This window comes from Hymenobacter lucidus (genome assembly GCF_020447265.1).
GTDB lineage: Bacteria > Bacteroidota > Bacteroidia > Cytophagales > Hymenobacteraceae > Hymenobacter > Hymenobacter lucidus.
Map to the genome: position 1 here is coordinate 241165 of NZ_JAJADR010000002.1, position 12761 is coordinate 253925.

At 60.9% G+C, this 12761-nt stretch carries 8 protein-coding genes; 1 reads left to right on the forward strand and 7 read right to left on the reverse strand.

From position 1 onward, the window contains the following. The first annotated feature begins 161 nt into the window (after positions 1 to 161). The gene (locus LGH74_RS07740) at positions 162 to 1157 is read left to right on the forward strand and encodes an arabinan endo-1,5-alpha-L-arabinosidase (RefSeq protein WP_226174176.1); all 996 of its coding nucleotides are present in this window, start codon (positions 162 to 164) and stop codon (positions 1155 to 1157) included. Between the two features lie 80 nt (positions 1158 to 1237). On the opposite strand, the gene LGH74_RS07745 is transcribed toward LGH74_RS07740, so the two are convergent. From LGH74_RS07745 to LGH74_RS07775, 7 genes are all read right to left on the reverse strand, one after another. After that, entirely contained in the window at positions 1238 to 3289 is a 2052-nt protein-coding gene (locus LGH74_RS07745) for a glycoside hydrolase family 127 protein (RefSeq protein WP_226174178.1), read from the reverse strand. 234 nt (positions 3290 to 3523) lie between these two features. Next, the gene (locus LGH74_RS07750) at positions 3524 to 5281 is read right to left on the reverse strand and encodes a family 43 glycosylhydrolase (protein ID WP_226174179.1); all 1758 of its coding nucleotides are present in this window, start codon (positions 5279 to 5281) and stop codon (positions 3524 to 3526) included. 174 nt (positions 5282 to 5455) lie between these two features. Then, positions 5456 to 7156 carry a sodium:solute symporter family transporter gene (locus LGH74_RS07755; RefSeq protein ID WP_226174181.1) on the reverse strand — a complete coding sequence of 567 codons (1701 nt, stop codon included), beginning with the start codon at positions 7154 to 7156 and terminating at the stop codon, positions 5456 to 5458. Between the two features lie 190 nt (positions 7157 to 7346). Next, entirely contained in the window at positions 7347 to 8837 is a 1491-nt protein-coding gene (gene araA, locus LGH74_RS07760; RefSeq protein WP_226174183.1) for an L-arabinose isomerase, read from the reverse strand. Positions 8838 to 8974: 137 nt separating this feature from the next. After that, a complete protein-coding gene (locus LGH74_RS07765; RefSeq protein ID WP_226174185.1) occupies positions 8975 to 9676 on the reverse strand; it encodes an L-ribulose-5-phosphate 4-epimerase in 702 nt (233 codons plus the stop codon). Next, on the reverse strand, positions 9673 to 11394 hold the full coding sequence (locus LGH74_RS07770; protein ID WP_226174187.1) for a ribulokinase: 1722 nt from the start codon (positions 11392 to 11394) through the stop codon (positions 9673 to 9675). Before LGH74_RS07770 ends, LGH74_RS07765 begins: the two co-directional genes overlap by 4 nt. A 133-nt stretch (positions 11395 to 11527) precedes the next feature. Further along, positions 11528 to 12733, reverse strand: coding sequence for an aldose epimerase family protein (locus LGH74_RS07775; RefSeq protein ID WP_226174189.1), 1206 nt, complete (start codon positions 12731 to 12733; stop codon positions 11528 to 11530). Positions 12734 to 12761 lie beyond the last annotated feature (28 nt).

The following is a 12761-nucleotide window of genomic DNA, read 5'->3' on the forward strand; positions in this document are numbered from 1 at the left end:
CCTGCTAAAAAATGTCATTCCGAGCGTGAGCGAAGCGGAGTCGCAGCATCTCGCGGGCAGTGGTAAGCAAAACAATGCTGACTGCAACGGCAGCCCGCGAGATGCTGCTGCTTGCGCCCCTGCACGACCTTTTTTCCCTGTATCAGCTCCTCCCTCCTGCTATGCGCTTTTCCTTTCTGAACCCGCTTTGGGCCGTATTTCTGCTTCTGGCCAGCTTACGCGGCCATGCCCAAAATGCCCCGGCCTTGATTCCGGCTCACGACCCGGTAATGGCGCGGCACAACGGCACCTACTATATGTTCTGCACCGGGCCGGGCATTGCGGTGTGGTCGTCGAAGGACCGTAAGAGCTGGACGCCGGAGAAGCCTGTTTTCGCCACGGCGCCGGCCTGGGCGGCGCAGGCAGTGCCGGGCTTCAAAAACCACATCTGGGCCCCCGATATTTCCTTTCACAACGGCACCTATTACCTGTTCTACTCAGTTTCGGCCTTCGGCAAAAACACCTCCTGCATCGGCCTGGCCACCAACAAAACCCTGGACCCGAGCGCCAAGGACTTTAAATGGATTGACCACGGCCGGGTAGTGCAGTCGGTGCCGGGGCGGGATATGTGGAACGCCATTGACCCCAACCTGATTCGGGACGAGGCGGGCACACCCTGGCTCACGTTCGGCTCGTTCTGGGAAGGCATCAAGCTCGTCAAGCTGCGGCCCGACCTGACGGCCCCGGCCCAGCCCGAGCAGTGGCGCACGGTGGCCCGCCGGCCCCGCAACCCGCAGCTCAACGACTCACTGCCCGGCGACGCCGCCATTGAGGCGCCGTTCATCTTCCGCAAAAACGGCTATTACTACCTGTTTACCTCGTTCGACTACTGCTGCCGGGGCCCCCAGAGCACCTACAAAATAATGGTGGGCCGCGCCAAAAACCTCACCGGCCCCTACGTCGATAAGGCTGGCATAGCTCTCGACCAGGGCGGCGGCACGCAGGTATTAGCCGGCGACAAAAATTGGTTTGGTCTGGGCCACAATTCTGTCTACAGCTTTGATAACGCGGATTTCCTGGTTTTTCACGGCTACGATGCTGCCGACAAAGGCCACGCTAAGTTGCGGATTGAAAATCTGAGTTGGGACGCGGCCGACTGGCCCATGGTGCAGCCCTGAATGGAAGCTGAGTTTGTTTTACCAGCAAAAAAGCCCGGCGGTATCTGTACCGCCGGGCTTTTTTGCTGAGGCCGAAGAAATTATTTTCCTACCGTCACTTCCGGCGCTTTGCGCGAAATCAGCTCTACATCGGTGAGTTGCTGGGGAAACCAGACGGTCATTTCGCCCTTGCCGCGGTTAGCCCAGGCGTAGTAGGGAATGGCCGTGAGCGTCTGGCGAGTGGTACTGATACTCGAATTGGCCGCGTCAATCTGCACCGCGGGCACGGTGGCCTGGAGCTGCATGATGCCGTTGAGCATTTCGGGCTGGAAGCGGGTAGTGAAGGTGGTAGCGGCCGGCACGAGCAGGTTAGAGGCTTTGCCATTATTGTCTTTCCACTCGGCGCAATACACCACCGGGCCGCGCTGCAGCGCTACTTTGCCCAGGTTGTCCTGCACGCTGGTATGGGCCTGCACCTGCCGCACGTCCATGGGCAGCCGTACCTCTACCACGTCGTTTTTGCTCCACTTACGGGCCAGCACCGCGTAGCCGTTGCGGGTGGTATAGGTCACGGGCTTGCCGTTTACGTTGATGCTGACCTGCTCCTGAACAGGCGCGGCAAAGCGGTACAGATCCGACGGCACGGCCTCGCCCAGGGCCCAGCCGGGCAGGCGCACCAGCAGGTTGAAATCGGTAGCGGTGGCCGGGCTAACGGTGAATTTCAGGTCACCCTGCCAGGGGTAGTTGTTTTGCTGGGTGATGCGGACGACCTTTTTATTGACCGTCAGCTCTGTAGTGCCGCTGATAAACAGGTTGGCGTACACGTCGTTGCCTTTCTGGGCGTACACGTAGCCGGGCAACGAAGGCATGAGGCGGGCCAGGTTGGTTGGGCAGCACGAGCAGTCGAACCAGCCGGCGCGCTGAGGCTCGGTTTGGGGGAAGCTGGCACTGCTGCGGATCTGCATGGCGTTGGAGTAAAAGAACGTTTTGCCGTCGAGGCCCACGCCCGAAATCAGGCCGTTGTACAGCACTTTTTCCAGCACATCCACGTATTTCGCCTCGCCGTGGAGCAGAAACATGCGCTGATTCCAGTACACGTTGGCCACCGCGGCGCAGGTTTCGTTGTAGGCCGTGGTGTTGGGCAGCTCGTAGTTGCCGCCAAACCGCTCCCCGCCCGGCACCGCGCCGGTGCCGCCCGTCACGTAGAGCTTCCGGCTCACCATGTTCTGCCAGATGGTATCCACGGCGGCCAGCAGCTTTTGGTCGCCGGTGAGGGCGGCCACGTCGGCCATAGCCGAGTACAGGTATTCGGCCCGCACGGCGTGCCCAACGGCCTCTTTTTGGTCCACTACGGGCTTGTGGTCCTGCCAATAAGAGCCGTTGCGCCAGGCGTCGGGGCTCTTGGGGTCGTAGCCCTGGTAGTGGCCGCGCTGGTCGATAAAGAACCGGGCAGTACTCAGGTATTCGGGCTTGCCCGTAACGCGGTAGAGCTTCACGAGGCCCATTTCCACGATTTCGTGGCCCGGGGCCACGGCCCGCTTGCCTGGCCCGAATACCGAGCACACCAGATCGGCATTTTTCAGGGCAATATTGAGCAGGGTTTTCTTGCCGGTGGCTTCGTAGTGGGCCACGGCGGCTTCGTAGAGGTGGCCCGAATTGTAGAGTTCATGGCTCAGTTCCCGCTCCTTTTCCCACCGCTCCTTGCCGGCCCAGTTGTGCGGGTGGGCCGGGTCGATGGTGCGGGCCGTGTAAAGGTAGCCGTCGGGCTCCTGGGCCGCCGCTACCTTCCCAATCAGCACGTCCATGTACTGGTCCAGCTTTTCATCAGGGTAGAGCTTGAGCGAGTAGGAAGCGCCTTCAATAGTCTTGTAGATGTCGGTGTCGTCGAAGGGAAAGATGGTGGCAAACTTGCCCTGCCGGGCCGCCGCCATTTCGAAGTTCTTCACCCGATTGGTGGCCTCGCAGCGCTGAAACGAAGCCGGAATCGTGACGTCGGTGTTGGTTTTGAGCCGCGGCAACCAGAAGGAGTCGGCCAGCTTTACCCGGGTAAACGACACGGCCTGAATCGGGTAGTCCGAGCGTTTGACGGACTGCGCCAGCGCGGGCGCCGTGAGCAGTCCGGCGGCTAAAAAGGAAGTCAGTAAGTGTTTCATAGCAATGACGAGAGGCAAAAGGTAAAAGCTAGGGCTAGAAGACTAGCTTTCTTCCTGTGTTTAAGGAAGGAAACTGACGTTCTGGCTTATTTCTTGGCCACTGAAATTCGGTGGAGCCGGGCATTATGGGAGTAAGCAGCTGAAGGCGAGGATTTATCGACAGAGCAACAGCACACGGGACATTGCCTGGGAAGCAGCGGTGGCCCGGTGGCGGCCACCGCTGCTTTGGGCCGGTTACTGCACTACTACTTTCTGGCTAAAAGTGCCCTGTACACCACTGACCTGGAGCAGGTACAGCCCCGCCCCCACCGTAGCTTCTACTGCCACGGCGGCCGCGCCGGTACTGGTGCGCGAGTACACGCGGCGGCCCTGCGTGTCGGAGAGCGTCAGGGTAACGGGTGCAGCTGCCATGGCTGGGCTCAGCTTCACCACGAAGCGGCCCTGCGCAACGGGGTTGGGATACACGCTGAACTGCTCGTTGGCCATCAGTTGCGTGGCTAATGCCCGAGCGGCCGTAGCCGGCGCAATGCCCCACTGCTGGCAGGCATTGCCCAGGTAGTCGTATAAGGCCAGCTGCACGCCGGCGGCGGTAGCGCAGGCTGGCACTTCCACCACCCGCCCCCCGTTCACCGACGACAGCACGTAGCGGCCACCGTTGGTGCGCTCCACTTTAAAGCGCTGATTGGCGGCCCCGCTGTAGGCGTAGAGGGCCAGCTTGGCGCCGTTGTTGGGGTTATTGCCGGTTACGTCGGCAGCCAGCCCGGCGCCCACGGCCGAGGTTATTTTGTACTCACCGTTGCCGTCGGGCGTCAGGTTCCACTGCTGGCAGTTGAGGCCGGCGGCGGGGCCCTGGGCAATCATCTGGCCCGAGGCGCCGGTGCAGCCCCAGGCATCCCAGACCAGGTTGCTGCTCTGGTTGGTGAGCGTGTAGCGGCCCGCGGCCAGCCAGTCGCGGGTGAGGAAGGGCCAGCCCGAGGCCTCCCAGCCCATATTGCCCACGCTCAGGCGGGCCCGGCCGTTCTGGTTGCTGTCGTAGTAGTGGTGGGTGAAGTAGTTGGCGCCGTTTTCCTGGAACAGGCCCACGTGCCCAGGCCCCACGTAGTTGCCTTTAGTAGCCAAGAGCGTAGTGCCGCCATTACGATTCAGGTCTACCCCACTCCTATCCAGGTAGGGCCCGGTGACGCTGGTGGCGCGGCCCACCTGAATGTAGTAAGTGCTGCCGGCGCCCTTGCAGCACAGGCCCTTGTTGATGAACAGGTAGTAGTAGCTGCCATTGCGCACGATGAAGGGTGCCTCGTTGCCGCTGGTATTGCGCGTGACGCCGTCGGCGGCCACGTTGCCGGCCAGCCAGCTGAAGCTCGTGCCCGAGCGTTTGCCGGTGGTGCCATCCAGCTTGATGAGGCCGATGCCCTTGAAAAAGGAGCCGAACGTCATCCACAGCCCGCCGCTGGCGTCGGTTATCAGAGCCGGGTCAATGGCGTTGTAGGCGCTACTGGCCGAGCTGGAAATCACCTCGCCCTGGTCCACCCAGTTGTAGTTGGGGTTGGCCGGGTCGAGCGTGACATTGGTAGCCAGCCCGATGGCCGAAATGTTCTGACCGAAGGCGTCGGTCAGGGAGTAATAGAGGTAGTATTTACCGTTGCGGAAGATGCATTCCGGCGCCCAGTAGTCGCCCTGGAAGTTGGGGGCTTTGGCCGCAATCCAAGCGGGGCGGAAGCCGTTGAACACCGTGCGCGGCCCCGATTCCCACTTCACCAGGTCGTAGGAATACATGGCGTATATGTCGCGCCCGGTGGTGAAAATCCAGTATTTGTTGCCGTCTCTGATGATACTGGATGGGTCGTGGCAGTTGTCGTTGCCCTGCAGGGCCTGGGCCCGGGGGCTAAGCGTGAGCAGCGTGAAAGCCAGCAGCAGCCAGCGCAGCTTAGCGCAGTGGCCCAGCAAGTGGCGGACCCGGCCGGGAGCCGGAGAAGTAGGTAGTGGAGTTTTCATGGTTGTGGGAATTGGGTTGGAGAGACATAGAGCGAGAATTCGGGGGCGGAAAATCAAAACGGGGCCGTGAAGATGAATCACGCCCCCGTTTTGGTGGAATCAGCCGTAGCGGGTAAGCTTCGGCAAAACGCTGGTTTTTCAGCAGCTCAAAAAGACGGTTAGAGTATCCGGCCGCTACCAGAACTTCACGTACAGAGCCGTGAGCAGCAGCATGGTTACCACGATGAGCGACATGGTTTGGGTGCTGACGCGGAACATGCCGGCGGGCAAGGCAATGGCGCGGGGGTTGAGTACCGGCCCGGCCAGGCTCACCGTCACCATCAGCACCATCGTAATGGCAAACGAGAGGCCCATACAGATCAGGAAGGGAATTTCATACACGCCGGCACTGTTGCGGAAAGCCGTGTACAGCAGCGTTTCGGGGCCCAGCACGGAGGGCGCATAGTTGTTGAAGAACACCGACAGCGCGAAGCCGGCCAGAATGCCCACGATGCCGGCCTGAGCCGTGGTGCGCTTCCAGAACATGCCCAGCAGGAACACGGCCAGAATGCCGGGCGAAATAAAGCCGGTGTACTTCTGAATAAACTGGAACCCACCTTCCCCGCCGATGCCCAGCAAATCCTTCCAGGTGAAGGCCACGCTCAGCACCACGGCCGCCAGAATGGTGAGGCGGCCCACCCACACCTGCTTTTTCTCGGTAGCGGCGGGGTTGAGGTAGCGCTTGTAGATGTCGAGGGTGAAAATGGTCGAAATCGAGTTGACCTTGCCCGCCAGCGAGGCCACGATGGCCGCCGTAAGGGCAGCCATGCTCAGGCCTTTGAGCCCGTTGGGCAGGAACGTGAGAATGGCTGAGTAGGCGTTGTCGGAGTTGAAGGCGCCGGTGCTCGACATTTCGGCCTGCAACGAGCCGTTTTTATAGAGCACGTAGGCCGCAATGCCGGGCAGCATCACAATTACTGGCATCATGAGCTTGAGCAGGCCGGCAAACAGAATGCCGGTGCGGGCCGTGTGCAAATCGGCCCCTAGGGCGCGCTGAGTAATGTACTGGTTGCAGCCCCAGTAGTTCAGGTTCACAATCCATTGGCCGGCGAAGTACATGGCAATGCCGGGCAAAGCCAGGTATTTATCCACTTCCACCTGCGGCGTATTGCTAGTGGGCTTGTCAAAAATCATGTGGAAATGGTCGGGTGCCTTTTCCATCAGGGCATTAAAACCCGCCAAAGCCCCGCCCCCGAGGCCAAACTTGTCACTGACCAGCGTGAGGGCAATGTAGGTAGTCACCAGGCCGCCTACCACCAGCACCACTACCTGCACCACGTCGGTGTAGCCCACCACTTTCATACCCCCGATGGAAATGAGCAGCGAGAAAATGGCCAGCAGCACGATGATAAGGTGGAAACTGTCGCCGCCAATGAGGTTGCTGAGCGCCAGCGCGCCGAGGTAGAGAATCGACGTGAGGTTGACCAGCACGTAGAGAAACAGCCAGAAAATGCTCATAATCAGGCTGAGCGCCGAGTTGTAGCGCTGCTCCAGAAACTGGGGCATCGTGAAGATGTGGTTCTTCAGATATACCGGCATGAAGAACACGGCCACGATGATGAGCACCACGGCCGCCACCCACTCGTAGGCCGCCACGGCCACGCCCACTTTGAAACCCGAGCCCGACATGCCAATGAACTGCTCGGCCGAGATATTCGAGGCAATCATACTCGCCCCAATGGCCCACCACGTGAGCGAGCCTTCGGCCAGAAAGTAGTCTTTGGTGCTTTGCTCGGCCTTTTGCTTGCTCTTGTAGATGTAAAAACCGTAGGCCGAAACCCCGATCAGGTACACGAAAAAGACCAGCAGATCGAGCGTAGTAAGGTTATTACGCATGTGGTGGGCGGGAATTTTGGAGGTGGGAGGAAGCGGGAATTGGTTGGTCGTTTTTGCTGCGCTACGTTGCGCCTCACCCCCGGCCCCTCTCCAAAAAGGAGAGGGGTGCCAGTCGTCCGCGCAAAACCGGTGTCCCCTTTCCTTTTCGGAGAGGGGGTCAGGGGGTAAGGCGTAGCGCAGCAAAGAATTTTTACCGGCCGCTGAAAGCCACCTCGTTGTAGCGCAGCTCGTTTTTAAAGGTGCGCAGCTTGGTTTCGTCGTCGATGATGAGGTACTCGATGCCAGCCATTTCGGCGAAGTCTTCGAGGTACTCGGCCGTCAGGTTCTGGCTGTAGCCGGTGTGGTGGGCGCCGCCGGCCAGGATCCAGGCGGCCGCGCCTACACTCAGGCTGGGCTTCACTTTCCAGAGCACCCGGGCCACGGGCAGCTTGGGCAAGTCCTGCTCGGGCGCTACGGCTTCCACTTCGTTTACGACCAGGCGGAAACGGTGGCCGAGGTCCACGATGGTGGCATTCAGGGCCGGGCCGGCGGGGCAGTTGAACACCAGGCGGGCCGGGTCGGCCTTGCCGCCGATGCCCAGCGGATGCACTTCTACCCGGGCTTTGCCCTCGGCAATGCTGGGGCAGATTTCGAGCATGTGGGAGCCCAGTACCTGCTCGTTGCCGGGCTGGAAGTGGTAGGTGTAGTCTTCCATAAAGGAGTTGCCGCCGGGCAGGCCCGCGCCCATCACCTTCATGGCCCGCACCAGGGCCGAGGTTTTCCAGTCGCCCTCGCCGCCGAAGCCGTAGCCCTCGGCCATCAGGCGCTGGGTAGCAATGCCGGGCAGCTGGGCCATGCCGTGCAAATCCTCAAAAGTATCGGTGAAGCCGATGGCCTTCGTGTCCTGCAAAAACTGGCGCATCCCAACTTCAATCTTGGCTGCCTCACGCAACGATTCGCGCTGCGCCCCGCCTTCCTTCAGGGAGTCAGCCAGCTCGTATTCCTGCTCGTAGGTGGCCAGCAACGCGTTTACCTGCTCGTCGGTGGCGGCGTTTATCACGGCTACCAAATCTCCGATGCCATAGGTATTTACCGAGTAGCCAAACTTGAGCTCGGCCTCTACTTTGTCGCCTTCCGTCACGGCCACGTAGCGCATATTGTCGCCGAAGCGCACGATACGGGCACCTTGCCAGTCGGCCCAGGCGCAGGCCGCGCGGGCCCAGATGCTGAGCCGCTCGTGCACATCGGCACTCTGCCAGTGGCCGACTACGACTTTACGCTTCAGCTTTAAGCGGGCCCCGATGAAGCCAAACTCCCGGTCGCCGTGCGCCGACTGGTTGGTGTTCATGAAGTCCATGTCGATGTCGCCCCAGGGAATGTCGCGGTTGAACTGGGTATGCAGGTGGGCCAGGGGCTTCTGCAGAATCTTCAGGCCGTTGATCCACATTTTGGCCGGCGAGAAGGTGTGCATCCAGGCAATCAGGCCCACGCAATTAGCGGTGGTATTGGCCTCCTGAACTAGCTTGGTAATGGCCTCGGGGCCGGTCAGCACCTCTTTATAAACGATTTTAATCGGCAGCGCCGAGCCCAGGGCCTCGGCAATCTGCTGGGAGTGCTGGGCTACCTGCTCCAGTGTTTCGGGGCCGTAAAGGTGCTGGCTGCCGGTGATAAACCAGGCTTCGTAGGTGGAAATGTCTAGCATGGGTGAAATGAGTCGGGTGAAGAGCAACACAAACGATAATGTGCGGGCAGCTCCGGACCGGCGGGTGGTAAGCGTTAGGGAATTCGTGAAATTGGTAAAGGCGCAGCAGCCTGTTGCAGCAGGCCGCCGCGCGGGTTTTAGCTCTGGCCGTAGTAAGAGTGGATGCCGTGTTTACGCTCGTAGTGCTTCCGGATCAGGGCGTCTTTGAGGCGGGGTACGTCGGGGCGTAGGGTGCAGCTGAGGTAGGCCATGCGGGCCACTTCTTCGAGCACCGCGCTGTGGTACACGGCTTTGTCCACGGTTTTGCCCCAGGTAAAGGGCGCGTGGTTGCTGAGCAGCACCATTTCCACTTCCTCGGGCGAGAGGCCGCGGCGCTGAAACTCGTTGATGATCTGCCAGCCGGTCTGGTGCTCGTAGTCGCCGGCAATCATCTGGTCGTCCATCGGTGGCGCGCACGGGATGTCGGCTGTGAGGTGGTCGGCGTGGGTAGTGCCCAGTATCGGAATGTCGAGCTGAGCCTGGGCCCAGGCCGTGGCGTAGGTGCTATGGGTGTGCACGATGCCCCCGATATGCTCCCAGTGTGCATACAGCACGGCGTGGGTTTTGGTATCCGACGAAGGCCGCTTCTCCCCTTCCACCGTCTTGCCCGAGAAGTCGACAATGACGATGTCCTCGGGCCGGAGTGTGGCGTAGGCCACCCCGCTGGGCTTGATGGCAAAGACGCGGTTCTGCCGGTCTACTACGCTGGCATTGCCGAAGGTAAAGAGCACCAGCCCGAGTTGGGGCAGCTGCATATTGGCCTCGTAGCAGGCCTGTTTAAGTTCTTGATACTGGCTCATGCGTGGCTTACCAATTCGGTTTCGGCTACTTCGCCGCCGCGCAACTCGGTGGCCTGTTCTACATACTGCCCAAAGGCCTGATATTGCTCGTAGCGGCGCTGGTAGTCGGCCACGCGGGCCGGGTTGGGCTCGTAGGTTTCGGCAAAGCCGTTGCCCATAGCCTTTTGGGCCGTTACTACATCAGCATGAATGCCGGCGGCCACAGCCGCGTACATGGCCGAGCCCAAGGCCGGCGCCTGGTCTGATTCGGCTACTTTAATGGGACGGTTGAGTACGTCGGCCAGGGTTTGCATCATAAAGGCCGACTTCTTGGCCACCCCGCCCAGCCCGATTACCTGCTTGATGGGAATGCCATTCTGCTCGAAGCGCTCCACAATCTGCCGGGAGCCGTAGCAAATGGACTCCACCAGCGCCCGGAACACCTGCGGGGCCGAGGTGCCCATCGTCAGGTTCATGATGGCACCTTTCAGGGCCTGGTTGGCGTCGGGCGTGCGGCGGCCGTTCACCCAGTCGAGGGCCAGCACCTGCGACTCCTCGGGGTCGACGGCGGCGGCGGCTTTGTTGAGCTCCACCATGATATTGTCGCTCATTTCCTGGCGCAGCGCCTGTTGCTGCTCGGGGCTCAGCACTTTGGATGAAGCCAGCATCGTATTCAGCGGCCACTCCAGCATCTGCCGGAACCAGGCCAGCAAGTCACCCACGGCCGACTGCCCGGCTTCCAGCCCCAGCATGCCCGGAATCACCGAGCCATCAACCTGCCCGCAGATGCCCGGCACAAGCTTCTCGCCTACTTCGTTCATGGGGGCTACCACGATGTCGCAGGTGCTGGTGCCCATTACTTTCACCATCGAGTAGGCTTCAATTTCGCCGGCTACGGCTCCCGCGTGGGCATCGAACGAGCCCACGGCCACGACGGTTTTGGTCGTCAGGCCCAGCCGCGTGGCCCACTCTTCGGAGAGGTGGCCAGCCACTTCATCGGCGGTAAACGTTTGCTGGTAGAGGCGGCCACGCAGCAGGGTTATTTTGGGCTCCAGCTCCACCAAGAACTGCTCCAGGGGCAAGCCGCCCCAGCTTTCGTGCCACATGGCCTTATGGCCGGCAGCGCAGCGGCTGCGCTTGAAGTCGTGCAGGTCGGTGCCGGTGAGCAGCAGCGTGAGCCAGTCGCAGTGCTCCATCCAGGAGTACGCAGCCTGGGCCACCGCCTCGTCCTCGCGCGTGACGTGGATAATCTTGGCCCAGAACCATTCCGAGGAGTAAATGCCACCTTCGAATTTGGTGTAGTCTTCGCCGCCCCAGCTGCGGGCCTTCTGGTTGATTTCGGCCGCTTCGGCCAGGGCCGTGTGGTCTTTCCAGAGCACGAACATGGCGTTGGGGTTTTCCGCGAATTCGGGCAGCAAGGCCAAAGCCACACCCTGCTCGTTCACGGGGCCGGGCGTCGAGCCAGTGGTATCCACGGCCAGGCCCACAATCTGCTCGGCCGGCACGTGGCTGGCTACTTGCCGCACGGTGGCTTCGAGGCCTTCGATATGGTCGAGCGGGTGCTGGCGAAACTGGTTTTTGGCCGCGTTGCAGTACTGCTGGGTTTTCCAGCGGGCGTAGGGATGCACGGCCTGGGCCACTTCGGCCCCGGTGCGGGCATTCACCAGCAGGGCCCGCACCGAGTCAGTGCCGTAGTCAATACCAATAACGTAAGCGTCGGTTGGGGTGGTAGTTTCCACAGAAAAGCGGTGAGTTAGTAAAATGGTGAGTTAGTGAGTTAATGATTTAGCGACGTAAGGAGTTGTCGTTCTGATGGCGCCAATAGCTCCTATCGAACATCAAACTCACTAAGTCGCTACATCACCATTTCACTTATTTGCGCACGCCAAAGGTGTACGCCGTGGTCGACTGCAGGGTCTGGCCGGGCTGGAGCGTGGTGGTCGGGAACTTGGGCTGGTTGGGCGAGTCGGGGAAATGCTGGGTTTCCATGCAGAAGCCTGCATGCTTGCCGTATACGGTACCGCCTTTGCCCGTGAGGGTACCGTCGAGGAAGTTGCCGGTGTAGAACTGCAGGCCGGGCTCGGTGGTCGTTACTGCCATTGTGCGGCCGGTGGTGGGCTCATACACGGTAGCCGCGGCGTGCATACCAGTGGTCTGGTTCAGCAACCAATTGTGGTCGTAGCCGCCGGGCACCTGGGCAATTCGCTCCCCGATGGTGTGGGGCGCGGTAAAGTCGAAGGGGGTGCCCTTGACGGGGCGCAGTTCCCCGGTTGGAATCAGGCCGGCATCCACCACGTTGTAGCGGTCGGCCGGAATAGTTACCTGGTGGCCCAGCACGTCTTTGCTCCCGCTCAGGTTGAAGTAGGCGTGGTTGGTGAGGTTAACAGGCGTAGCCTTGTCGGTCGTGGCCGAGTAGTCGATTTTCAGCGCATCGTCGTTGGTGAGTGTGTACACGACCGTCACGTTCAGATTGCCGGGGTAGCCTTCCTCGCCGTCCTTGCTCAAGTAGATGAGTGTGAGCGTCTGCCCGTCGGCGGAAGTGCCGGGTTCGGCCTGCCACACCACCTTGTCGAAGCCCTTCTTACCACCGTGTAGGTGATTTTCGCCGTTGTTCTTAGCCAGCGTGTATTCTTTTCCGTCGAGGGTAAACTTGCCCTTAGCAATCCGGTTGCCGTAGCGGCCAATCAAGGCCCCGAAGTACGGGCCCGACTTGAGGTATTCCGGGCTCTGGTAGCCGCTCACGTTGTCGAAGCCCAGCACGATGTCGCCCAGCTGGCCATCCTTATCGGGCACGAGCAGGCTGGTGATAGTGCCGCCGTAGTTGGTGATGCTCACTTTCAGGCCGTGGGCGTTGGTAAGAGTGTAGAGCTGCACCTCGGTGCCATCGGTGGTTTTGCCAAACGAGGCCCCCACCGGAGCAGCACCAGGAGCGGCCGTCTGCGTCGAGTCGGCTGTGGCGGCCGAAGTGGTGGCAGCCTGTTCCGTTGGGGCCGACTGATTGCAGCTGGCCAGGGCCAGGAAGCCGGCCAAGCCCAGCAGGCGGCTGGTCAGCAAGGCAGGACGATAAGAATGTAGCATGGCGAAGGAGGTGAGAATTTGGGGAAGC

Bases quoted from the DNA above. Each gene is read 5' to 3' on its own strand.
- LGH74_RS07750 (WP_226174179.1), bottom strand. From the start codon at position 5,281: ATGAAAACTCCACTACCTACTTCTCCGGCTCCCGGCCGGGTCCGCCAC.
- LGH74_RS07740 (WP_226174176.1), top strand. From the start codon at position 162: ATGCGCTTTTCCTTTCTGAACCCGCTTTGGGCCGTATTTCTGCTTCTG.
- LGH74_RS07755 (WP_226174181.1), bottom strand. From the start codon at position 7,156: ATGCGTAATAACCTTACTACGCTCGATCTGCTGGTCTTTTTCGTGTAC.
- LGH74_RS07765 (WP_226174185.1), bottom strand. From the start codon at position 9,676: ATGAGCCAGTATCAAGAACTTAAACAGGCCTGCTACGAGGCCAATATG.
- araA (WP_226174183.1), bottom strand. From the start codon at position 8,837: ATGCTAGACATTTCCACCTACGAAGCCTGGTTTATCACCGGCAGCCAG.
- LGH74_RS07775 (WP_226174189.1), bottom strand. From the start codon at position 12,733: ATGCTACATTCTTATCGTCCTGCCTTGCTGACCAGCCGCCTGCTGGGC.
- LGH74_RS07745 (WP_226174178.1), bottom strand. From the start codon at position 3,289: ATGAAACACTTACTGACTTCCTTTTTAGCCGCCGGACTGCTCACGGCG.